Here is a 22,844-nt window from a genome sequence, read left to right on the forward strand (position 1 = left end):
CCTTTCGAGCCGTGAGGCGGGTGTGTCCGCCGGGACGAGCAGGGCTTCGACCAGGCGGTCCAGCGCGTGCCCGGTCGCCCCGTGCGCGAGCAGGTACGCGCGGGTGCCGCCGTGGCTGGCGTGGATGCGGGCCAACGAGCGCAGGATGAGCTCCGGCGGGCTGTCGAGCAGGGCGGGTGGCAGCGGCGTGCCTTCGGCCGAGAGCCAGCTGGACATCCGCTGGACGGTGGCGGCGGCCTCGTCACGCAGGAAGTACGACGTCAGCGCGAAATCCTGCGCGATCACCTCCGCCGGCACCCCGACCAGGTCGAGGACCAGGGCGATGACCAGGCCGGTGCGGTCCTTGCCGGCGCTGCAGTGCACGATCGCCGGCAGCGCGTCCGGGGCGGCCAATGCCAGCACGGCCGCGGTGAGGCGGGCACCCAGGTGGTCGACGATGTGATCGTAGATGCTCCCCAGGTCGCCGGAGGCACTCGCGGCGCGGATGGCCTCCGTCGCGGTGAAGGAGCCCACGGACGCGGATCCACCGGCCACGTCGTCGGCAGTCCGCTGCCGGGTCACCGGCAGCGTGTAGACGGGAATCCGCCGGTGCTCCACGGCGAGCCGGCCGAGCTGGTCCGGGGCGCGTGTCACCTCGGCGTCCTCGCGGAGGTCGACGACGGTGCGCAGGCCGATCTGGGCGAGGACGGCCCGGCCGCGACCGTCGAGCCCGTGCAGGGAGCCCGAGCGCAGCAGCGTCCGCCAGCGCACCGTACGACCGTCCGCGGTCGGATACCCGCCGACGTCCCGGAGGTTGATCGGGCCCGAAGGGAGCGGGACGCGCCGTGGTTCCACCGCCGCGGCAACAGTCGAGGCAATGGTCGCGGCGACGGGCCCGGCAGTGGGCCCGGCGGGCCGCCCTGTCGTGTCGGTCAGGTCGGCACCGTTGGTCGGCGGGGTCTGCCCGGTCACCGGGTCACCGCGCCGGCATGAGGGTGGCGGCCTGCTTCTGCGCGTCGGCCAGGGTGGACGCGGGGTCCTTGCCGCTGAAGACGGCGCCTTCCACCGCGGTCATCATCGCGTCCCCGATCTGGAGGTAGTTGTCACCCGGGAAGGACTCCCAGGGCTGGAGCCGGGTGAGCTGGTCGAGGTTCGGCCTGATGAGCGGGTTGGCCTTCGCCCATCCCTGCAGGCCGTTCGGGTCGTCCACGAGCCCGGTCCGCAGCGGCAGATAGCCGATCCTGGAGGAGATCTGGGTGTAGGCGTGGTCGCTGGTGAGGAATTTGATCAGCTCCCACGCGGCGCGCTGCTTGGCCGGGTCCCTGCTGAAGACGGCCAGCCCCGATCCCGAATTGGTGGGGACGACGGGCTTCGATCCGAACGAGGGCTCGCTGGTGGCGTCGAGTTCCCAGCCGTTCGCTTTGGCGCCGGTCATGAACTGTCCCTGCAGGGCGCTGGTCTCGAGAATCATCCCGAGCTGGCCGCTGCTGAACGCCTTGAACGCCTGCTGCTGGTCGAGGTTCGGCATCACGCCGCTGCGCACCAGGTCGGCGGCCATCGACACCGCTTCGACGGCGGGCGCGTCGGCGAAGGACAGCCTGCTGCCGTCGGCGGAGAGCACCCGGCCGCCGGCCGAGCGGACGAGGCTCTGGAAACACCAGTCGCCGGCCGCCTTCGTCAGGCAGTCCACGACGATCCCGTCCGTGCCGGTCCTCTCCCTGATCGCGAGAGCGGCCGTCCTCACCTCCGCCCAGGTCTTCGGCGGGTTGGCCGGGTCCAGGCCGGCCCTGGCGAACAGCGTCCTGTTGAACCAGAGGATCGGGGTGGAGAAGACGTAGGGGACGGCGTAGGTCCTACCGTCGACGTCGCCGAGCGTGCGCGCGGTCGGGGCGAACGGATGGTCGCCGCCGAAGTTCGCCTGGACGGCATCCCGTCCGACCAGGGTGTCGAACGGCTGGGCGCCCAGGCTGCCGGCGGCGAACCGCAGCGCGTTGAAGGTGATCTGGGCGACGTCCGGCGGGTTGCCGGCCAGGATCTGGTTCTTGACGCTGCTGACGTAGTCGGTGCTGGTGCCGGTCACCCCCTGCGGCGGCTGGCCCTTCACCGTGATGTTCGGGTGCGCGGTGTGGAAGTCGGCGAGCAGGCCCTCGATCACCGGCTTCCACGTCCCGGTGCTCGTGAGGTTGTAGCTCTCGAAGACGATCGAGACCTTCTGGTCCGGGGAGAGTTCGGGAATCGTGCCGGATGTGCCGGCGGCCGTACCCGCGGGTGCGGACGAGGACGTCGCGCACGCGGTGGCCAGCGCCGCGACCAGTGTGAGGCCGGCTGTGGCACGCAGTGTGGCACGCAGCGTGACGCGCAGCGGGCGTGATCGAGGTAGGCGTGATCGAGCCACGGGCATGCTCCTTGGAGATCGTGGCGGGAGGTGGCCCGGGTCGCGGCGACCCGGGTGACTCAGACCGTCGCTGAGGTGGCCGTGCGCGCGGTCGTGTCCGAGGCCGCTTTCGAGGCCGTTGTCGAGGCCGCTTCCGTCGGTGCCGTGCTGGCGGGGGAGGGCGTCGGGATCACGGGTGTGGGATCGGCGGGCGTGGGAGCGGCGGAGAGCACCTGGTCCCGGGCGGCTGATGGCCGCCACTCGAGGCGGCGTCCGCTGGCCCGGTCGAACAGGTGCACACGCGAGACGTTGACGGTGAGGTGGGCATGCTCACCGACGGTGAGACCGAGCGGACGCGGACCGCGTAGCGCGACGGCCTGTCCGCCCACGTCGCACCAGGCGACCTCCTCGCTGCCGAGGTTCTCGACCGTGGTGACCACGCCGTGGATGCCGGGGGCCGGTCCGGCGGCCGAGGTCCGCGCGCCCGCCCCGGCGGGGGAGGCGGTGCCGACCGGTGCGCCGGCCCCGGCCGCGGTGAGCTGGAACGCGTTCTCGGGCCGCAGCCCCACGATGACGTCGCGGGGCTCGCTGGCGCCCGGCCACAGGGGGATGCGCAGTCCCTCCGCGACGGCCGTCAGCGTGCCACCGTGGTTTTCGATCCGGGCCGGGAGCAGGTTCATCGGCGGGGCACCGAGGAAGCCGGCGACGAACACCGAGGCCGGCGAGTCGTACACCTCGGTCGGGGTGCCGGCCTGTTCGACACGCCCACCGTTGAGCAGGACCACGCGGGTCGCCATGGACATGGCTTCCACCTGGTCGTGGGTGACGTAGACGAAGGTGCGTCGCAGCGTGCGGTGCAGCGCGGTGAGCTCGGTACGGGTCGCCGTGCGCAGCTTCGCGTCGAGGTTCGACAGCGGTTCGTCCATGAGGAAGGCCGCCGGGTCACGCACCAGCGCGCGGCCGAGTGCCACCCGCTGGCGTTGCCCGCCGGAGAGCTCTCTGGGGCGCCGTCCGAGCAGCTCGCCGAGTTCGAGCTGGTCGGCGACATCTCGGACCTGCCGGGCGATCTCCGCTCTGGGTCGTCGCGCGGCTCGCAGCGGAAAGCCGATGTTGCGCTCGACCGTGAGGTGCGGGTACAGCGCGTAACTCTGGAAGACCATCGCCAGGTCACGCTGGCGGGCGGGGAGATGGGTGATGTCGCGGTCGCCGAGCATGATGCGCCCCCCGCTCGGCTCCAGCAGGCCGGCGATCATGCGGAGCAGCGTGGTCTTCCCGCAGCCGCTCGGTCCCAGCAGGACGAGGAAGTCGCCGTCCGCTATGTCGAGGGAGACGTCATCCACCGCGCGGACGCCCCCGAAGTACCTCGTGAGGCCCTCGATCCGGATCTCTGCCACCAGCCGCTCCATGTACGTTCGTTCCAGAAGATCAAGTTATCCCGGTTCGTCGTTACATGGCAGGGTCGGCGGCGCAGATGAATGGCCCTCGACGGGCTGGAAACGGATAGCGGTCACTTATCGTAATAAATCTTCGGGCTGTCTCATGCCGCCGCGGCCTTGTCCCTGGTGGGACGGTGGTACGAGGAGGCCGATTGATCACTCTGAGTCAGGATGGCTCTGGGCTCTCCGGCTCCGCGCGTACCCCGAAGATGTTGGCGGTGATCGTCCCAGTGCGCTGTGGGTTGTTCTCCCGGCGCAGGCTTACCGCGAGCTGCAGGGCGTTGAGCAGCAGCAGCGAGGCCAGCCGGCTTGCGATCATGTCGCTGCCGATGGGCCAGTCGGGGGTCCCCACGACGAGGATGATGTCGGCGATGTCGGCCAGCGGGCCGGCCGTGTAGCTGGTGATCCCGATGACGGGGGCTCCCGCGGTGTGCGCCGCCTCGGCGGCCCGCAGCGTGGGCTCGTTCGCCCCGCTGCTCGTGACGACCAGACAGACGTCCGAGGCGGCCAGCAGCCGGGCGGAGATCTCCTGGACGAGCGAGTCGCTCGGCGCCTCCGCCGGGCGGCCGATGCTGAGGAACCGCAGGGCCGCGTCCTGGGCGATCGGTGCCGACCCGCCGTTACCGACGACGAGCAGCCGACCGGCCTGGTCCAGCAGGTCCACGGCGGGTGCGAGGCTGGCGCGGTCCAGCGGGCCCAGCGCGTCGCCGAGCACCTTGGCCGCCGCGCCGAAGACGGTGTCCACCAGGCGCTCGACGGGATTGGCACCGCCCGCCCAGCCGACCTCGCCGCGCAGCGCCACGGCGCCGCTCTCCCGGGCGAGCTCGACGCGAAAATGCTGGAAACCGCGGAAACCGAGATGCTGGCAGGCGCGCACCACGGTGGCGGTGGACGTCCCCGCGGCGTCAGCGAGCTGGGCGACCGACCACTCGACCACCTTCCCCGGCTGGGCCAGGCACACCTCGACCACCCGTTGCTCGCTCGGGACAAGGCTCGGCAGCGCCGCTCGGATGGCGGCGAAGAGCCCGCCTGGGCGAGAGCCGGACCGTCCGGGGGAGGGGATCACCATGAGATGGTTCATACACGCCGAAGCTGACGGCGGGGTGTGGCCGTACCGCGGCCCCGTGTGGTGAGGCGGCGATCCGGGATGCGCTCTCGGCGAGGACGTCGCCCCGGTGAGAACGCGGGACCGGGCCGAGCGCTCATCTGGTCCTGATCACGACGGATTTCATGATTTTGTCAGCGAAGGTCTGCCTTTTGGCGTCCCAGAGCGGCCACAGGAAGCCCACGTAGAACGGCAGGGCGTCCAGGAAGTGGCACAGCCGGCGGACGAACGCCCGGCCGAAGCCGAGCGGCCGGCTGTCGAGTTCGCGGACCAGCCTGATACGCGCGATGCGTTTGCCTGGCGTCTGACCGGTGACGCCCTCGAGACAGCACATGATGATCATAGACGCGAAAAAGATGAGACCGCTGATTCCGTCGGCCGAGGAGGAAGGCGCAGCGGCGGCCGGGACCGCGGAGACACCCCAGACGATCAGCAGATCGATGAGAGTGCCCCCGACCCGGGCGCCCCAACCGGCGTAGTACGACCGTACGGGGGCGCCGTACGGGGCTGGTGGCTGAGGGCCGTAGCCGTAGGGGTTCCCGTAACCAGGTGGCTGTGGATATCCGCCGCCGGGCTGTTGCCCCCGTGGCCCGCTGCCGCCCGGGCCACCGGGGGCCACCGGCGGGTACGNGGGGCCACCGGCGGGTACGAGCCAGGCGGAGCCGCGTACGGGGCCGGCGGGGAGTACGGGGTCGGCGGGGGCCCGTACGCGGCCGGTGGAGGCGGCGGGACACGCTGCGCGCCGCCGCCGAGCGGAGGCGGATATCCCGGAAACGACATCTCGGCTCCGCGGCCGGGAGGGCCGGGCGGGAGGAAGGGCGGGGCGGGCGGCTGGCCGATGTTGGCGGTCGGCGCGACGCCCGGGCGGGCCTGGCCGCTCGGGAACGGCGGCCGCGCGGAGGCCGGCTGCTGGACGACAGCCTGCAGGTCGTCGTCGAGGCGGAGGGCGATGCCGGCGCGGGCGGTCCAGCCCGGGCCGTACACGGCGGCCGCGCGGGCCAGCTCCAGGGCGAAGGCGTGGGCGGACGGCTGGCGGTCGGCCGGATCCTTGGCCAGCGCCCGCATGATCACCGCGGCCACCGGCGCGGGCACACCGGCCGGCGGTGCGGGAACGGTGTAGATGTGCTGCTGGGCGAGCACGGTCGGCGGCAGGGTGGGGTCGAACGGCGGCGCGCCGCTGAGCAGCTCGTAGAGCATCACCCCCAGGGCGTACAGGTCGGTGGCCGGGCCCAGCCGTCTGGCGAGGAGCTGCTCGGGGGCCATGTACCGGGGGGTGCCGACGATCGCGCTGGCGGTGGTCGCGGACCCTTCCACCAGCTTCGCGATACCGAAGTCGGTGACCTTGAGCAGCCCGGCCGCGTCGAACAGGATGTTGTCGGGTTTGATGTCGCGGTGCAGGACGCCCCGCTGGTGCGCGCTGCCCAGCGCCGCGGCCACCGCCAGCCCGACCGCGCAGGCGGCCTCGGGCGGTATGCCGGCCCGGCGGCGGGTCAGGGTGCCGCCGCTGAGCAGCTCCATGACGATCAGATGGAGGTCGCCGGCGGGGATGGAGTCGTAGACCCGCACCACGTGCGGATGGTCGAGGGCGGCGAGCAGCCGCGCCTCGGCCCGGCTGCTCGCCGCGGTCTCGTCGGTGCCCGCGGGCAGAATCTTGATGGCCACCGGACGGTCCAGCTCGCGGTGCCGGCCCTTCACCACCAGCCCGAAAGCTCCCCGGCCGAGGACCTCGCCGAGTTCGTAGGCGGGCAGCGCCGCAGCGATCTGCGCCTCGTTGATAATCACGATGTGGGAGCTGTCATGTGTCGACCACGGCGTCCACCGTTCATCATGCCGAATCCCCCGATATCCCTGTACGACGCGTGATCCTAGCGCCGTCCGCCACATCCGCCCGGCCCACCCGACGCAGCGCATGCCCGTCGGGTGTTTCGGGTGCGCGGGCTGCGGCGTGGCTGGCGGTCTCCGACACGCGGCGGGTGGGGCTAGCCTTCGATCACATGGACGTCCCGCCGCTCTCTACCGGGCCGGCCCCGCGACCGTCCTGCTACCCCCGATGATGCAGGCCCGCTCCACCGCATCCTGAGCGAGATCCTGACCAGGAGCCGGTCTCTCTCCGTGCCACCCGACTGGGTGTGGACGTGGCCTCGCGCTATCCGTGATGGAGCAACCGGCGTACGACGACGGCAACCTGATCGATGTCGGTAGGTGCCAGCGTGCCGAGACGCCGGCTGACGCGACGGGACGAGATGGTCCTGGGCTGTTCGCACATCACCCAGGACGGACGGAGCCGGTGGGTCGGAGCACGGGTCACGGGCACGTGGTGGGCAAGCGCGCGGTACGAGAGCTCGGCGAGGAGACGGAGGTGATGATCGACAAGCCGATTTTTTCGATCATGGATTGGGCTGTGCGGTGAGGGTGCCGAGCGTTCCGCTGGTCTCGGGTACGTCGGCTGCGGCGTACGTTGCCGGCCATGCCCACAGGGAGCCGGTCCGGGTCTGGGAAGCAGCGGCGGCGCCGGAGACCCTCACCGCCGCCGGTGCCGGGCGGCGGGCACGACGAGGCCACTGGTTCCCGCCGGCCCCGCATGCCGCACGTCATCGCTGCCGTGGCGGGCCTTCTGCTGACGGCGCTCGTGGCCGCGGTCGCAGGCCGGCACGGCACCCCGTTCCCGCTGGATGCCGACGTCCACCGCTGGGCGCTCGACCACCGCAGCCCCGCGGTGACGGACGCCGCGATCGTGATCACTGCTACCGGGAGCGGCGTCTGTGCCTACGCCCTGGCCGCGGTTGCGGGTGCCCTCGCGGTACCCGGGCGAAGGTGGTGGCGCGGTGCGGTGGTCGGGATCGCGGCCCTGGCCGTGGGGCAGCTGCTCCGGGCCTCGCTGGCCATCGCCGTGGACCGCGCACGCCCACCCGCGTCGGACTGGGCCTGGCACGCGTCCGGCCCCGCGCTGCCGTCGGGGCACACCAGCACCTCTGCCCTCGTCGCCGTCGGCCTCGCCGTAGCCCTCACCTACCGTAGTCGACGGCGTTTCACCCGGGTCGTGGCCGCCGCGGTACCCGCGACGTGGGCGCTTGCCGTCGCGACCAGCCGGGTCTACCTCGGGATGCACTGGCTCACCGACGTCGTCGCCGGATGGCTCCTGGTCACCGTCCTTGCCTGCACGGCCCTGCCCCCGCTCGGCGCGCTCCGCACCGAGACGGGCCCCGATGGCCGCGGCGGTCAGGAGAAGACCACCGTGGAGTTACCCTGACGCAGGACCCTGTCCTCGCAGTGCCAGAGCACCGCCCGGCTCAGTACCAACCGCTCGACATCGGCGCCGCGCCGCTTGAGAGCCGCGATGTTGTCACTGTGCCGGACCCGCACGACGTCCTGCTCGATGATCGGGCCTTCGTCGAGATCCTCGGTCGCGTAGTGCGCGGTCGCGCCGATGAGCTTCACGCCACGTTCCTTGGCCCGTTCGTAGGGGCCCGCGCCGGCGAACGGGGGAAGGAAGGAATGGTGGATGTTGATGACGGGACAGCCGACGCTGGCGAGGAAGTCGGCCGAGAGGATCTGCATGTAGCGGGCGAGCACGACGAGGTCGAAGTTGCCCTGCAGCAGTTGCAGCTGCCTGGCCTCGGCTTCCGGCTTCGTGTCGCGGGTCACCGGCATGTGGACGAACGGCACGCCGAACGTCCGGACCTCGCTCGCGAGGTCGGCGTGGTTGGAGATGACCAGACCGATGTCGACCGGCAGCTCACCTCGCCGGGCACGCCAGAGCAGGTCCAGCAGGCAGTGGTCGTACTTCGACACCATGATCGCTACGCGCTTCGGGGTGGACGCGTCGCGGAGGGACCACTCGGTCACCTCGAACTTCTCGACCAGCGCTTTCGTGAAGTTCTTGGTCATGTCGTCGAGGTGGGCCTGCAGGCCGGGCCGGTGGAAGGTCATCCGCAGAAAGAACTGGCCGTCCACCGGGTCGGTCGTCGCCTGGTCCGACTCGACGATGTTCGCCCCGTGATCGGTGAGGAACTGGGACACCGCGGCGACGATGCCGGGGCGGTCCGCGCACTGGACCGTGAGCCGACCGAGATCCGATCGGACCGGATCAGCGCCCTGGCGCGGCCGTACCGGTGACGGCTGTCGGCGCTTTTCCGCGTCGATCAGGGTCCTGTCCGACACAAGGTCCTCCCGAAAAGATCGCTGGGTGAGGCGGCCGGCGGTCTTCCCGGATGAAGCTGTCGCGGGCCATGGGCTCATGCTAGGGACACGACCTCGTCGGCACGGCGGCGCGGACGACCTCGTCGACGCGCGCGACGCTCCACTCAACCTGGGAAAAAGCCGGCTGTCGGGCGGAGGATCGGCATGTCGCATGCGGTGGTGACCGGTCGGAGAACGTCACACGGTTTCGCGTGGGAGAACGGCATACGGACAAAGGCATCCTGATGGATGATCGCTGTCGGTATCTTCCTCGTCCGCCTGGGAAATACGGGTGATCACGGGGTGGGCGTTCTCACGGGAGCCGAGATGAGCGATGGGCGTACGTGCCGCGTGCTTCCGGACGGTGGCCCTCCCTCTGACGAGACCGTGGAGTGGACCGCACGCGTTGAGCGGATCGCTCCGCTGCTTGTCCGGCACCGGGACCAGGCTGAGCGGGAGCGGGCGACACCGGTCGCGGTCATTGACGCGCTGCGCGAGGAGAACATCCATCGAATGTGGGTCGCACGCGACTTCGGTGGTGGGCAGGTCAGCGTACGGACCGGTTCGGCCGTCCTGCAGGCGCTCGCCCGCGTCGACGCGTCCGTCGCCTGGCAGATGGGGGTTCAGGGCGCCATCGGCAGAATGTCGGACTATCTGCCGGAGCCGGTGGCGCACCGGCTCTTCAGGGAAAGCACGGGGCTGGTGGTCGGCGGGATCAATCCGACCGGCCGGGCCGAACCCGTGTCCGGTGGATATCGGCTGAACGGTACGTGGGCGTTCGCGAGCGGCGCGGTGCACGCCGACTGGCTGGTGTGCGCCGCGACTCTCCCGCGGGACGATGTTCTCCCGCGCGACGACGTTCTCCCGCGGGACGACGTTCTCCCGCGGGACGGTGCGCCGCTTCCCGGGGGGCCGCGGACGCTCATGGCCTTCGTGCCGAAGGGCGCCGCCCGGTTTGTCGATGACTGGTTCGTCGGAGGGCTGCGCGGTACAGGAAGCGCGACGTTCCGCGTCGACGGTCTGGTCGTCCCCGACGGGCACACGGTCGACGGTTCGCTGCTGCGCGGTGCCCCCGCCGACCGTCCCTCGCGGGCCTATGGCATCGCCTACTACGACTTCGCTCCGTTCACGACGGCGTCGACGGCGCTGGGAATCGCCCAGGACGCCCTTACCGCCTTCCGGTCGCTGGCCCGGGAGAAGACTCCCGCCAGGGCGACGAGCCCGCTGGCCGCGAGCCACACCGTGCAGGCGGGGNCGTGCAGGCGGGGCTGGCCCGCGCGGAGGCCCTGGTGCGGGCGAGCGCTCTGTTGCTTGCCGATGCCGCCGATCGTGTGACGGCATGCGGTGGGTACGGCGGGGAGGATCTCAGCGCCCTGATCCGCCTGGCGGCCGCGGCCGTGGGCGAGAACACCGTGTCCGCCGTGGACGTGCTCTACGACCTGGCCGGAACGAGTTCCCTGTACACCGCCAGCCGGCTGGACCGCTGCTTCCGCGATATCAACGCGGCGGTCAAACACATCACTCTCGCGCGGACGAATTTCGAGATGGTCGGGCAGTACCTTCTGGGCGGATCGCTTCTGATGCGACGGTGACCCGGCAGCGGGAAACCGATATCGGCGCCGGGCGGCAACCCACCCTTCCCGCGATCGGTTGGGCTGCCGCTCCGGATGGCGGGGCGGCTCCTGGTCGCCGGAGGGCTCCGCCGACGCCGCCTTCCCGGCGGAAAAAGTGTCGGTGCCGGCCCGTACGATGCCCCGCACCGACACCGACGGAAGGAACAGAGAGAACTGTCATGACCCGGACTGGTACGACCGTGACCGGTGAGCGCGCCGACCTGCTGGAGACGCTGGCCAAGCACCGGTATTTCCTGCGCCACACCGCCCGCGACCTCACCGACGGGCAGGCCGCGCAGCGCACCACCGTCAGTGAGCTGACCCTGGGCGGTCTGATCAAGCACGTCACGTTCACCGAGCGGGACTGGGCCACCTTCATCACCGAGGGCCCGGCCGTGATGGAGCAGTCACCCGAGAGGTGGCGTGCCTGGTCCGACGCGTTCCGCGTGCTGCCCGGGGAGACGCTGGCCGGGCTGCTCGACGAGTACGAGCAGGTCGCGCGCCGGACGGACGAGCTCGTGGCGGCGCTGCCCGATCTCGACGTCTCCCAGCCGCTGCCCGAGGCTCCCTGGTTCGAGCCGGGCGTGCGCTGGTCGGCCCGCCGGGTGCTGCTGCACCTGATCGCGGAGACCGCTCAGCACGCCGGTCACGCCGACATCATCCGCGAGTCCCTGGACGGCGCCAAGTCGATGGGATGATGCCATGTCGACAGCGGGTGGTCGGTGAGGCGGTGCTCCGGCTCCCACGGATCGGCGGCCGGTCCGGGCGGAGCATGCCGAACGAGTCCTGTCTCGTCGCCGTAGGTGAGTATTCGTTGCCGGGAGCGGCCGGGCGGGTGCCGTCCGCCCGCCGCTCGCTCGCGACACGCATCCGGGTTGTACGTATCTGTACATATAGTATTTTTCTGCATATATAAATATATTTATGTGTACAAATTAACGTTTTGTCGTATGAAGACGCTTCACCGTCGGACGTTCCTCGTCGGGGGCATCGCAGCGGCCGGGGGACTCGCCCTGCCCGTACGGGCGCTCTCCTCGGTCCCGGCCGCGCAGGCGGCGGCCAGCACCACCCCGTACCCGTTCACCCTCGGCGTGGCCTCCGGTGAGCCGGCGCCGGACAGCGTCGTGCTCTGGACCCGGCTGGCCCCGTCCCCGCTGAACGCGGACGGGCACGGCGGCATGGCGAACACGGACGTCGTGGTCGACTGGCAGGTGTCCACGAGCCCCGCGTTCGCTCCGCTCGTCGCGTCCGGCTCGGTCACCGCGGGCTACGCGCAGGCGCACTCGGTGCACGTCGTCGCCGGCGGGCTCGCGCCCGACGCCGAGTACTACTACCGGTTCCGCGCGCAGAGGCACATCTCGGCGGTGGGCCGCACCCGGACCGCCCCGGTGTTCACCGCCGTGGGGCGGGACCTGACGATGGCGTTCGCGTCGTGCGCGCACTACGAGTCCGGCTACTACACGGCGTACCGGCGGATGGCGGACGACCGCCCGGACCTGATCCTGCACCTCGGCGACTACATCTACGAGGACGCCACCACGACCGGGTCGATCCGGGAGCACCTGGGCAGCGAGATCGTCTCGCTGGCCGACTACCGCCGCCGCTACGCGCAGTACAAGTCCGACCCCGACCTGCAGGCAGCGCACGCGGTCGCGCCGTGGCTGGTGGTGCCGGACGACCACGAGGTGGAGAACAACTACGCCAACATGGTCCGGGCCGACAACAGCCCGGCGCTGACGGCCGCCGAGTGGACGGCCCGGCGGACAGCGGCCTACCAGGCCTACTACGAGAACATGCCGCTGCGCCCGTCGGCGGCGCCGGCCGGGAACAGCATCCCGCTGTACCGGCGGGTGCGCTGGGGCACGCTGGCCACGTTCCACATGCTCGACACCCGGCAGTTCCGCGACGACCAGGCGTGCGGCGACGGCTGGAAGGTGTGCGCGGACGCCGACCTGGCCAGCCGTTCACTGCCCGGCACCGCCCAGGAGGCCTGGCTGCTCGACGGCTTCGCCCAACACCTCGGCACCTGGGACATCATCGGCCAGCAGGTCTTCTTCGCGCGGCGGTTCGACGCGTCGGGCGCGGGGAGCATGGACGCCTGGGACGGCTACCGCGCGTCCCGGGCCCGTATCCAGCAGGGCTGGGTCGACCGGGCGGTACGCAACCCGGTGGTGCTCACCGGAGACGTGCACGCGTCGTGGGCCAGCAACCTCAAGGCCGACTACGCCAACACCTCGTCACCGACGATCGGTACCGAACTGGTCGGCACCTCGATCTCCTCCGGCGGCAACGGGTCCGCCACGACGACCATCCCCAACGGCGCGACCAACCCGCACATCAGGTTCTACTCCGACCGCCGCGGATACGTCCGCACCACCATCACCCCCGCCCACATCGCCGCCGACTTCCGCGGGGTGGCGACGGTGACCGAGCACGGGGCGGCCGCGACCACCGTGCGTTCGTTCGTCATCCAGGACGGCCAGCCCGGGCTCGTCGACGCGTGAGGGGATCCGAAATGCGTGGTGTGCATGGTTTCGTCCTGTCGAGATTCATCCTGCCGGAGTCCTTTTTGTGGAGCATGCCGAGGATTCTCCTGTCGAGGATCGCGGTCGTCTCGTCGCTGTCGGCACTGGTCGTCATCGCGACCTTCGTCGCGCCGGGCGGGTTCGCCGTGGCTGCGGGGCCGTCGACCTGGCTGACCGCGAACAGCGTGGCCACCGGGGACCAGGACGCCCCGGCCGTGGCCACGAACCGCATCGGCGACGTGGCCGTCGTCTGGGAGGACGACCGGGACACCACCAGCCCCGGCGACAACACACACAGCGAGATCTACCTGCGCCTGTTCCGCAACGGGGTGTCGAGCTATGAGATCAGGCTGTCCGCGGGCGGCACGTCCGGCGTGAGCTGGAAGCACGTCACCCCGGACGTGGGGCTGGACGACCGCGGCAACGCGGTCGTGGTGTGGGCCGACGACCCCGACGGCAACGGCTTCTACAACATCCCCTACCGGGTCGTCTCCCCGGCCGGCACGGTCATCGGCTCCGGCTACGCCAACGGTAGTTCGACCGGCCAGCAGGTGGTCCCGAAGGTGTCCGTCGATCCCGACGGCGCGCCGGGCAGCACCACGGCGGTGGCCTTCACCGTGGTGTGGGAGGACATCCAGGGCACGGCCGCGGCGACGGTGAAGGCCGCCGGATTCACCGGTACGACCACCAAGGCGTACGAGGTGACGGTGAACGCCACCGGCGGATCGCACCACAGCCCGGACGTCGCGGTGTCCGCCGCCGGGGAGGCGACCGTGGTGTGGGACGAGGACACCGACGCCAACGGCTACTTCAACATCGGGCTGACCCGGCTGGCCAGGGCGAACGGGGCGGTGGTCCTTTCCCGGCGCTCGGCCAACACCCTCGGCGGTGGGCAGCAGCGGCACGCCGCCGTCGCCGCGAACGCCAACGGTGACCTCGTCGTCGTGTGGGAGTCCGACCACACCGGCACACCCGGGGTCTGGGCCCGCTCGTTCGGCGCGGACGGGACCGGCCGGGACGCCGAGGTGCAGGTGTCGACCGGGACGGGCGCGGGCTCTCCCGCCGCCGGCATCGACGACCAGGGCAACGCCGTGGTCGGCTGGTCGGTGGGCGGCGGCGACCCGGCGGTCTGGGCCGGTGGCCTCAACCCGGACGGCACCACCGCCGGTCGGCTGCCGGCACAGTCGCTCAGCCAGGCGACCGCCGGCCGCCAGGAGCAGATGGCGGTGGCCGTGTCGCCGTGGGGCCAGCTGGCCCTCGCGTACACCGACGACAACGACGGCAACTCGTTCGACCAGGTGATCCTCGGCCTCGGCGCCAGCAACTCCGACTGGTAGCGGGCCCGACTGGTAGCGGGCGGCCCCGGCCGGCTCCCACCCCCCGGTCTGTCGCGGGCAGGCCGGAGCGGGCCGGGCAGCGTCCGCGGAGACGGGACAACGGGACAGGCGAAGAGCGGATCAGGTGTGGGGTCTGCCGCTCGTCGGCCCGTGCGAGAGTGGACGGATGTGGGTGGGAGTGCTCGGTGCCCTCGAGGTGCGAGGTGACGACGATCGGGAGATCGACATCCCGGGCTCCCGGCGGCGCGCCCTGCTGGTCCGCCTGGCGCTGGACGCAGGCCGTCCGGTCAGCGTCGCCGCACTCGTGGCCGCCGTGTGGGCGGACGAGCAGCCGGTCGGGGAGGCCAACGCCTTACAGACCCTCGTGTCACGGCTGCGTCGCTCGCTCGGTGACGGGGCGCTGGTCGCCAGGTCGGCGGGCGGTTACCGCCTTGCCGTCGACGCGGACGACGTCGACGCGTCCCGCTTCGAGCGGCTGGCCGCCGCCGGGGCGGCCGCGCTGCGGGCCGGTGACCCGCAGGGTGCGTCCACCCAGCTGAGCGCCGCTCTCGCGCTGTGGCGCGGGCCCACGCTCGCCGAGGCCGACGTCTCGCCGGCGGTCGCGGCCCACGCGGCCCGGCTGCGCGAGGTGTACCTGAAAGCCGTGCTCGACCGGGCGGAGGCCAACCTTGCCGCGGGCCGGGAGCTGGAGGTCGTCGCCGCGCTCGAGGCGCTGGCAGCCGAACATCCGCTGCACGAACGGCTGGCGGGCCAGCTGATGACCGCGCTGACGGCCACCGGCCGGCAGGCCGACGCGTTACGCACCTACGAGCAGCTGCGGGCCCGGCTGGCCGATGAGCTCGGCGTCGACCCGTCCGCCGAGCTGCAGGCGGTTCGGCTGGCCGTCCTGCGTGGTGGGCCGGCGGACTCCCCGGGGCACTGGCCGGCGCGGCGCGCGGCCCCGCAGGCTCGCACCAACCTGCGGGCCCCGTTGACGACCTTCGTCGGCCGTGACACCGAGATGGCGGGTATCGCCAAGTCGCTTGCGGGCAACCGGCTGGTCACGCTGGTCGGCCCCGGTGGCGCCGGCAAGACACGGCTGGCGGGCGAGGCGATGGCCCGCGTCGTCGACAGCGTGCCGGACGGTGTGTGGTTCGTTGAGCTGGCGTCGGTTACCGACCCGGCGGACCTGCCCCAGACCGTCCTGGGCGTCCTCGGCCTGCGGGAGGCCCAGATACTGGACCGGCCCACGAAGCGCACCACCCGCGACGCCGTCAGCCGGCTGCTCGAGGGGCTCGCGAACAGGCAGGCCGTCGTCGTCCTGGACAACTGTGAGCATCTGCTCGACGCCGTGGCGCGGCTGGCCGACCTGCTGCTCGCGCGGTGCCCCCGGCTGCGCGTTCTCACCACCAGCCGCGAACCGCTGGGCATCTTCGGCGAGGTGCTGCTCGTCGTGCCTCCGCTGGCCCAGCCCGCCCCGGACGCGCCCGCCGCCGATGTGCTCGGATTCCCCGCGGCACGCCTGTTCGCCGACCGGGCGGCCGCGGTCCGGCCCGGCTTCGTCGTCGACGAGGTCTCCGCCCCCGCGGTCATCGAGATCGTGCGCCGGCTGGACGGGCTGCCACTGGCGATCGAACTGGCTGCGGCACGGCTGCGCACGCTCCCGCTCGCCGAGATCGCCGGACGGCTGTCCGACCGGTTCCGGCTGCTCACCGGCGGCAGTCGCACCGCCCTGCCCCGGCACCGCACCCTGCGGGCGGTGGTCGAATGGAGCTGGGACCTGCTGACCGAGCCCGAACGGCTGCTCGCGGAACGCCTCGCGGTGTTCCCGTCGGGTACCACGACGCGCAGCGCGGCCGCCGTCTGCTCCGGCGGGGCTGTCCGCGCGGACGACGTCGGCGACCTGGTGGCCGCACTGATCGACAAGTCGCTGCTCCAGCCGGCCGTGGGCGGCACCCGGCAGCGGATGCTGGAGACGATCCGCGAGTACGGCCTGGAGCGGCTGGCCGAACGCGGCGAGCTGGCGTGGCTGCGCGAACGGCATGCCACGTACTTCGAGGAGCTGGTGCGTACGGCGCAGCCGCACCTGACCCGGGCCGACCAGCTCGAGTGGTTGGAGGCGCTCAAGGCCGAGCGTGACAACATCCTCGGCGCGCTGCGGCTGCGCTGCGACCGTGGCAACGCGGACGCGGCGCTGCGCATCGCGCTCGGAATCGGCAGCCTGGCGATGCTGCTGGGAAACCACACCGACGTCCCGGGATGGGTGGCCGAGGCGCTCGCCGTGCCCGGGGGAGACGACACGGACCTTCGCGTGATCGGCGAGGCGTTCCACGCCGTGAGCTCGGCCGCCATGGCGGCGACGTCGTCCCCCGCCGAGGTGGAGACCAACCTGGCGCGTTTCGGCGAGCTTGCCGGGCGTCTCGGCTCCGTCGACATCAGCGGATGGCCGCTGATCGGCCTGCTGCGGCCGGGAATGGCGATGCTCAGCGGCGACATGGCGATGATGGAGCGTTACATCGAGGAGGCACGCGCAGGCGACGACCCCTGGCTGTCGGCCGCCGTGCTGATGCTGCGCGCCGGCCTTGCCGAGAACGACGGCGATGTCGAACGGATGCGGGCCGATGCCATCACCGCCCTGGCGGAGTTCCGCGCGCTCGGTGAACGCTGGGGCACCGCCGGCGCGCTGCGGGCCGTGGCGATGCTGCACACCCTCGACGGTGAGCTCGACGCCGCCGCGGCGGCGTACGAGGAGGCGCTGGCCCTGATGGGGGAGATGGGGTCGCGCGACGACGAGTCGATGCTGCGGATACGTCTGGCCGACCTGGCCATGCGCCGCGGCGACCTGCGGGCCGCCCGCGGCCAGCTCGCGGCGGCGCGCGCCGGCTGCGAGGCCAGTGGAACGCCGCTGGAGACTGTGATCACTCTGAGTATTCAGGCCCGTCTGGAAAGGCAGGCGGGTGACCTGGCCGCGGCCAGGGCGCTGCACACCGAGGCGCTCCGGCGTTTCGACGCGATCTCCCCCACCCATCCGATTCACGGTCACGGTGATTCCTTCGTGCTGGCGTCCGCCGCCCGCATGCACGCCCTGGATGGTGACCTCGCCGGGGCCCGGGCCAGGCTGCGACGCGCGTACCCGACGGCTGTCGGCACGAAGGACCTGCCGGTCCTGGCCGCGGTCGGGGTGGTGGTGGCCGACGTCGCCGCCCGGGTGGGCGAGCCTGTCGTCGCGGCCGAGATCCTCGGCGCGTGCGAGGCGCTGCGCGGCAGTGACGACTCCACCGCGCTGGACGTCGCCGAGCTGTCCGCGCGGCTACGCGGTGAGCTCGGCGATGGCTTCGCCGCCGCGTACGGCCGGGGCCGGGCGCTGGACCGCGCCGCGGCCACCGCCCGCCTCGACCCGGACCGGCTGCCCCACACCACCGGATTCGAGGTGACGCGGGGCAGCCGGTGACCGGCCCGAGGGGCGGCCCGTGAGCCCCACGGCAGTGCGCGTTCGTCAGGTCCGGCGGCCATACGCCCGCAGGGCCAGCGGTACGAAGACCGCCAGCAGCGCCACCATCCACCCCGCCGTCCACGCCAGATTCGACGCGACCGGGCCGCCCAGCATCAGCGCGCGCACGGCGCCGACCAGGTGCGAGATCGGGTTCACCCGGACGAACGCCTGCAGCCAGCCCGGCATCGTCGCGACGTCGACGAACGTGTTGCTGCCGAACGACAGCGGCAGGACGAGCAGGAACATGATGCCCTGCACGGAGCCGGAGGTACGCGCCTTCATGCCGATCCACACCGAGATCCAGCAGAAGCACAGTGCGAACGCGACCGACAGCGCCAGCGCGGCGGCCAGCGACAGCGGGCCGGCGGCGACGCGGAACCCGATGAGATACCCGAACCCGACGAGGATGACGCACAGCAGCAGGTAGCGCACCACGTCCGCGAGGACCGCCCCGACCAGGGGCGCCGACCGGGAGATCGGCAGTGACCGGAACCGGTCGAACACGCCCTTCTCGATGTCCGCGTTGAGGTTCTGCCCCAGCGCGATGCTGCCCATCGCGACGGACTGGCCGAGCAGGCCCGGCAGCAGGAACTCAAGGTAGTCATGCTGGGAGCCACCGCCGATCGCGCCACCGAAGATGTAGACGAACAGCAGCAGGAAGATGACCGGCTGCAGCGTCACGTCGATGAGCTGTTCCGGCGTCCGGAGGGTCTTGACCAGGTTTCGGCGTGCGATCACCAGCGCGTGGCGCAGGGCCCGCAGGCGCGCCGGCGGGACGGCCGGTCGCGACGCGGGCATGCCGGGTGGCCGGCGGCGCGGCGCGGGGGCTGTGGTCGTGACCGTCATGCGGCCGGTTCCTCCTCGATCTCGGCGCGGCTGCCGGTGTGGCCGCCGGTGAGGGTGAAGAACACCTCGTCCAGGCTTGGCAGGTGCAGGGACAGCTCGGTGACGCGGACACCCGCCGACCGCAGCCGGGCGATCACCTCCGCCAGCACCTCGTCGCCGTCGACGGCGACGGTCAGGTGGTCGCGGCCCGCGGGCTCCGGCCGCGACGCGGTGATCTCGGCGAGCAGCTGGCGCACCGTGTCGAGCTGCCCCGGGTCGGCCGGCCGGACGCTCAGGCGCTGGCCGCCGACCACGCTCTTGAGGCCGTCAGGGGTGTCGTGGGCGATCACCCGGCCACGGTCGATGACGGTGATCTCGTCGGCGAGCGCGTCGGCCTCCTCGAGGTACTGGGTGGTCAGCAGCACCGTCGAGCCGTCGTGGACGAGGCTGCGCACGACGTCCCACATCTGTTCTCTGCGTACCGGGTCCAGGCCGGTGGTCGGCTCGTCCAGGAAGATCACGGATGGCCGGCCGACGAGCGACGCGGCCAGGTCGAGACGGCGGCGCATGCCACCGGAGTAGGTTCTGGCCACCCGGCCGGCGGCCTCGACGAGGTCGAACCACTCGATCAGCTCGACCGCCCGCCGCCGGGCCTCGGCGGCGCGCATGTCGAGCAGCTGACCGATCATGACCAGGTTCTCCAGGCCGGTCAGGTCCTCGTCCACGGAGGCGTACTGGCCGGTCAGGCCGATGTGCTGGCGGACCTGCTGCGGACTGCGCGCCACGTCGAAGCCGGCCACCGTGGCATGCCCGGAGTCGGCACGCAGCAGGGTGGCGAGGATGCGCACGGCCGTGGTCTTGCCGGCACCGTTGGGGCCCAGCACGCCGAGCACGCTGCCCTCCCGCGCCGCCAGATCGATGCCGGTGAGCGCCTGGGTGTCGCCGAACCGCTTGGTGAGCGCCTCGGCGTGGATGGCGAAGGTCATGCGGCACAGGCTGCCGGGCCGCGCTGGCACGGCACGTACATTCCGCTGGCACGGCACGTGCGTCCCGCTGGCACCCAGGCGAAGCCCGCTGGCACCCAGGCGGAGGCAGAGCGGAATCAGGGGAGACGAGTCAGGGGAAACGGGTCGGGGGAACGCGGCAGAGCCCGGCGGAACTTCGGAGAACGGAAGCGGTGTCCCGGGCGGGCCGCGACGGTATGCGGCGGCTCCGGGGGAAGATCCCCGCGCGGGCAGTGCCCCGGGTGGGATGCTGCGCGGTGTGTCGAGCTGGTCAGCGGCCGCTGGCCGCGGCGCGGCGGGCGAACTCCTCGCGGGTGACGTGCTCGGGGCAGTCGACCCTGATGTCGGACGGTCCAAGGCGGTAGTCGAAGAAGGTACATCGGTGGACGGCGGTTCTCGCCCGGCGGACCGCGGGTCTGAAGTGGTGACAGGTGGTACATGCCCGGGTCACGCTGATCAGATGCTCGGAGTGCATGCGTTCCAGCACGTCCAGCAGGGTCGCGAGCAACTGCTCGCCGTCCACGCGGTCGATCCGCGACGTGGCGACCTCGACGGGGGCGGTCCAGCGCGACACCGCACGCGCGGTCCACTGGCCGTCGGCGGTCAGGTGGAGCCGGTAGTGGCGCCGGTCGTCGGGGTCCCGCTCGCGTTCGACGAGCCCCTTGCGGCGCAGGGCCTGCAGGGCGTCACTGACGGTCGGGTCGGCGACGTCGAGCTCACGCGCCAACGCGCTGGTCCGGGCCGGTGGGGGCGGCCCGGCGTGCAGGTGGACGAGGACCCGCAGCTGGGTGGGGGAGAGCTCGTGCGCCTCGGCCGCGCGGCGGGCCAGCACCTGGAGAGCCTCGCCGATCCGGTCGAGGGCGGCGACGATCTTCGCGTCGAGCCCTGGGTGACGCTCCTCGGGGGTGCCTGGCGGTCTCACGCGCGCGGCCCGGGTAACCGGGGCGGCGTGGCCCGGCCGGCGCCGACGGCGGGGAACGCCGCGCGTCCNNGCGGGGAACGCCGCGCGTCCCGCCGCTGTGCGGGCTCCGCCTGTCGTTGGCACAGCCGTCTCCCGTCATCGTGATCTGTAGCTGTCGACGCACCGCGGGTCGCCCCCGGCGCCAGGGCCACGGCGGGGGACGCCGATGCCCACCAACGGACCTTAGCAAGCGAATTGTACACCTAATGATTAGGAGTCCTTTGCATGATGGACGGGGGTGCGGGATCGTCCGCATTGTCGATGAGAACAGGTGAAGCGCATCCGCGTCAGGGCTGGATTGGTCGCTTTTTGTGAATGTGTGAGTGGCGGCAGACCTCGATGCGTGTCAGTCGCAACGATCACAGCGCCGCCGGGAGAGGCCCGGTAACAGGCATGCGGCCACCGTGCTGGCTGTCCGGATGCCTCGACCGGAGCCCGGGGGGACGCTGTCCGGCGTCCGCATCCGGTGTCCGCGCTACGCGGTCGCCGGACAGCTCGCCGGGGGCCCTCGACCCAGGCGGGGTCACGCCCGGTAGCGTGCGGATGGTGGTGGTTGCGCGGTTCCCGGGTCTGGCGCGGGTGGTGTCACGCCTCGCCGCACGCATGTGTGGCGCCATGTCCGTATGTCCGGTGCGTTCGGAATTCACACGTCCGGGACATGTCACGTTCATGCGTCCGGGCGGTCGTTGACGTGGGCCTGGTATTCCACGTACGCCGTATCACGCCCGGTGACGCCGAGCGGTTACGCGATGTCCGCCTGGCCGCGCTGGCCGACGCGCCCGGATCCTTCTGGCAGACCCTGGCGGCCGAGAGCGCCCGTCCCGACGCGGACTGGCGGGCTCGCGCGTCGCGGAACTCGGCGGGTGACGCGCACGCCACGTTCCTGCTGGAACAGGACGACACCACGGCGGGCGGCAGCGTTCCCGCGAGTGACAGCACTCCCACGGGCGACAGTGCTTCGACGGGTGACAGCGCTTCGACGGGCATGGTGGACGTCTACCGGCCGTCGCGGGCACCGGAGTTCCGGGAGCTGGCCGCGATGTGGGTCGCGCCGGCCGCGCGCGGCACGGGAGCGGCCGACGCCCTCCTCGACGCCGCCGTGAACTGGGCGCGGGCAGTCGGCGCGATCGGCCTCCGGCTGTGGGTCGTGCCGACCAACACGGCCGCGGTGCGCCTCTACGCCCGTCACGGCTTCGAGCGGGCCGGCGACCCGGAGCTCGACACGGACGACGGCGCGGGCAAAAGCTACATGCCGATGCTGCTCGCCCTGGACGAGAAGGCGGCGGCCTCACCCACGTTCGTGACCCGCGCCCTGGCCCCCTGGACCGACGAGTCCACCTGAACAACCGTCGTGGCAGTACCGAAAGACCGGCCCAGCAACGGCCCCGTCCCGCGCCTCCGCCTCGCAGTCGATCAGAGATCGATGATCAAATATGGTCGAACCAGGAACGAGGGAACAAGCGGTCGCCATGGCAGCCGTTTTCGTTTCGTAATCCACCTGTGTCGCCGGCGCACCGGCCTGGACAGGCGCGCTCCGGCTTCGGATGTCGGCTACGGGAGCGCGATGGTCGTCGTAGTCACAGATCCAAGAAGATTAGTAATTGTCTCGCGTGGTTGGGCGTGCGGTCAGGTCGCCGGTTCGCGGGTCGACCGTGATCCCCGCCAGGTCGGCCGCGGGGGACCAGCGGACGTACGAAGCGATCATTCCGAGCGCGTGATACGAGTCCGACCGCGCTGCCGCCTGGAGCCACCGCGTCCAGACCAGGAGGGCCTCGTCCGGCGGGAGCAGCTCCGCCACCGCCTGGCACAACCGTTCGAACGGGGCGAGCTCGCCTCGCCGGGCCATGGTCATGCTGGACTTGACCGCCAGTCCCAGCATCTCCATCGCCGCGTCCGACTGCCCGGCGCGGTGCAGCCCGATCGCGATCCGGGCAAGATATTCGGCCCGTTCGGCGAAAGCGAGCGACGACAGGCCCCGCAACGCGTCCAGGTCGAGCGTGCCGGCGGGCTGTCCCACCAGCTCCCGGCCGCCGC

21 protein-coding genes are annotated in these 22,844 nt (G+C 71.8%); 9 read left to right on the forward strand and 12 right to left on the reverse strand.

Annotation, left to right across the window (positions count from 1 at the left end):
- The 7 genes from FrCorBMG51_RS27225 to FrCorBMG51_RS34060 form a co-directional block, all read right to left on the reverse strand.
- A partial coding sequence (locus tag FrCorBMG51_RS27225; protein WP_235433716.1) for a tyrosine-protein phosphatase occupies positions 1-951 on the reverse strand: 951 nt, incomplete at its 3' end.
- Positions 952-955: 4 nt separating this feature from the next.
- Positions 956-2,374 (reverse strand): ABC transporter substrate-binding protein, encoded by a 1,419-nt coding sequence (locus FrCorBMG51_RS18810; RefSeq protein ID WP_047224388.1) that lies wholly within the window; start codon positions 2,372-2,374, stop codon positions 956-958.
- Between the two features lie 59 nt (positions 2,375-2,433).
- Entirely contained in the window at positions 2,434-3,747 is a 1,314-nt protein-coding gene (locus FrCorBMG51_RS18815; RefSeq protein WP_235433718.1) for an ABC transporter ATP-binding protein, read from the reverse strand.
- A gap of 208 nt (positions 3,748-3,955) precedes the next feature.
- Positions 3,956-4,858, reverse strand: a complete 903-nt coding sequence (locus tag FrCorBMG51_RS18820) for a MurR/RpiR family transcriptional regulator (RefSeq protein ID WP_047224374.1) — start codon at positions 4,856-4,858, stop codon at positions 3,956-3,958.
- 133 nt (positions 4,859-4,991) lie between these two features.
- Positions 4,992-5,336 (reverse strand): RDD family protein, encoded by a 345-nt coding sequence (locus tag FrCorBMG51_RS27230; RefSeq protein ID WP_235433724.1) that lies wholly within the window; start codon positions 5,334-5,336, stop codon positions 4,992-4,994.
- Positions 5,324-6,805, reverse strand: coding sequence for a serine/threonine-protein kinase (locus FrCorBMG51_RS32680; protein ID WP_476742205.1), 1,482 nt, complete (start codon positions 6,803-6,805; stop codon positions 5,324-5,326). Before FrCorBMG51_RS32680 ends, FrCorBMG51_RS27230 begins: the two co-directional genes overlap by 13 nt.
- 235 nt (positions 6,806-7,040) lie before the next feature.
- Complete coding sequence (locus FrCorBMG51_RS34060) at positions 7,041-7,208, reverse strand: type II toxin-antitoxin system PemK/MazF family toxin (protein ID WP_420848642.1); 168 nt, start codon at positions 7,206-7,208, stop codon at positions 7,041-7,043.
- Between FrCorBMG51_RS34060 and FrCorBMG51_RS32685 the strand changes: the two genes are divergently transcribed.
- Together FrCorBMG51_RS32685 and FrCorBMG51_RS18830 are read left to right on the forward strand one after the other, a co-directional pair.
- Entirely contained in the window at positions 7,182-7,304 is a 123-nt protein-coding gene (locus FrCorBMG51_RS32685) for a hypothetical protein (protein WP_268760582.1), read from the forward strand. The genes FrCorBMG51_RS34060 and FrCorBMG51_RS32685 overlap by 27 nt on opposite strands.
- A 171-nt stretch (positions 7,305-7,475) precedes the next feature.
- On the forward strand, positions 7,476-8,144 hold the full coding sequence (locus tag FrCorBMG51_RS18830; protein ID WP_047224375.1) for a phosphatase PAP2 family protein: 669 nt from the start codon (positions 7,476-7,478) through the stop codon (positions 8,142-8,144).
- On the opposite strand, the gene purU is transcribed toward FrCorBMG51_RS18830, so the two are convergent.
- Positions 8,114-9,055, reverse strand: coding sequence for a formyltetrahydrofolate deformylase (gene purU, locus FrCorBMG51_RS18835; protein ID WP_083731139.1), 942 nt, complete (start codon positions 9,053-9,055; stop codon positions 8,114-8,116). The genes FrCorBMG51_RS18830 and purU overlap by 31 nt on opposite strands.
- A 345-nt stretch (positions 9,056-9,400) precedes the next feature.
- Here purU and FrCorBMG51_RS18840 point away from each other — a divergent pair, with 345 nt between their 5' ends.
- The 6 genes from FrCorBMG51_RS18840 to FrCorBMG51_RS18860 all read left to right on the forward strand — a co-directional run bounded on the left by FrCorBMG51_RS18840 (position 9,401) and on the right by FrCorBMG51_RS18860 (position 17,978).
- Entirely contained in the window at positions 9,401-10,408 is a 1,008-nt protein-coding gene (locus FrCorBMG51_RS18840; protein ID WP_476742207.1) for an acyl-CoA dehydrogenase family protein, read from the forward strand.
- On the forward strand, positions 10,363-10,665 hold the full coding sequence (locus tag FrCorBMG51_RS33205; RefSeq protein WP_338052768.1) for an acyl-CoA dehydrogenase family protein: 303 nt from the start codon (positions 10,363-10,365) through the stop codon (positions 10,663-10,665). Before FrCorBMG51_RS18840 ends, FrCorBMG51_RS33205 begins: the two co-directional genes overlap by 46 nt.
- A gap of 200 nt (positions 10,666-10,865) precedes the next feature.
- A complete protein-coding gene (locus FrCorBMG51_RS18845) occupies positions 10,866-11,384 on the forward strand; it encodes a DinB family protein (RefSeq protein ID WP_047224376.1) in 519 nt (172 codons plus the stop codon).
- Between the two features lie 252 nt (positions 11,385-11,636).
- Positions 11,637-13,190, forward strand: coding sequence for an alkaline phosphatase D family protein (locus FrCorBMG51_RS18850; RefSeq protein WP_047224377.1), 1,554 nt, complete (start codon positions 11,637-11,639; stop codon positions 13,188-13,190).
- Positions 13,191-13,201: 11 nt separating this feature from the next.
- Complete coding sequence (locus tag FrCorBMG51_RS18855; protein ID WP_235433719.1) at positions 13,202-14,548, forward strand: hypothetical protein; 1,347 nt, start codon at positions 13,202-13,204, stop codon at positions 14,546-14,548.
- A gap of 124 nt (positions 14,549-14,672) precedes the next feature.
- Complete coding sequence (locus FrCorBMG51_RS18860; RefSeq protein ID WP_052914838.1) at positions 14,673-17,978, forward strand: ATP-binding protein; 3,306 nt, start codon at positions 14,673-14,675, stop codon at positions 17,976-17,978.
- A 45-nt stretch (positions 17,979-18,023) separates the two neighbouring features.
- On the opposite strand, the gene FrCorBMG51_RS18865 is transcribed toward FrCorBMG51_RS18860, so the two are convergent.
- From FrCorBMG51_RS18865 to FrCorBMG51_RS18875, 3 genes are all read right to left on the reverse strand, one after another.
- Positions 18,024-18,866 carry an ABC transporter permease gene (locus tag FrCorBMG51_RS18865; RefSeq protein ID WP_086055569.1) on the reverse strand — a complete coding sequence of 281 codons (843 nt, stop codon included), beginning with the start codon at positions 18,864-18,866 and terminating at the stop codon, positions 18,024-18,026.
- Positions 18,863-19,831 (reverse strand): ATP-binding cassette domain-containing protein, encoded by a 969-nt coding sequence (locus tag FrCorBMG51_RS18870; protein ID WP_047224378.1) that lies wholly within the window; start codon positions 19,829-19,831, stop codon positions 18,863-18,865. Before FrCorBMG51_RS18870 ends, FrCorBMG51_RS18865 begins: the two co-directional genes overlap by 4 nt.
- Before the next feature lie 289 nt (positions 19,832-20,120).
- On the reverse strand, positions 20,121-20,771 hold the full coding sequence (locus FrCorBMG51_RS18875) for a MarR family winged helix-turn-helix transcriptional regulator (protein WP_200902507.1): 651 nt from the start codon (positions 20,769-20,771) through the stop codon (positions 20,121-20,123).
- 697 nt (positions 20,772-21,468) lie between these two features.
- Here FrCorBMG51_RS18875 and FrCorBMG51_RS18880 point away from each other — a divergent pair.
- A complete protein-coding gene (locus FrCorBMG51_RS18880) occupies positions 21,469-22,152 on the forward strand; it encodes a GNAT family N-acetyltransferase (protein ID WP_047224379.1) in 684 nt (227 codons plus the stop codon).
- A 252-nt stretch (positions 22,153-22,404) separates the two neighbouring features.
- Here FrCorBMG51_RS18880 and FrCorBMG51_RS18885 read toward each other — a convergent pair.
- Positions 22,405-22,844 (reverse strand): hypothetical protein (locus FrCorBMG51_RS18885; RefSeq protein WP_162233247.1); only part of this gene is annotated, 440 nt, incomplete at its 5' end.

The organism is Protofrankia coriariae, from assembly GCF_001017755.1.
GTDB lineage: Bacteria > Actinomycetota > Actinomycetes > Frankiales > Frankiaceae > Protofrankia > Protofrankia coriariae.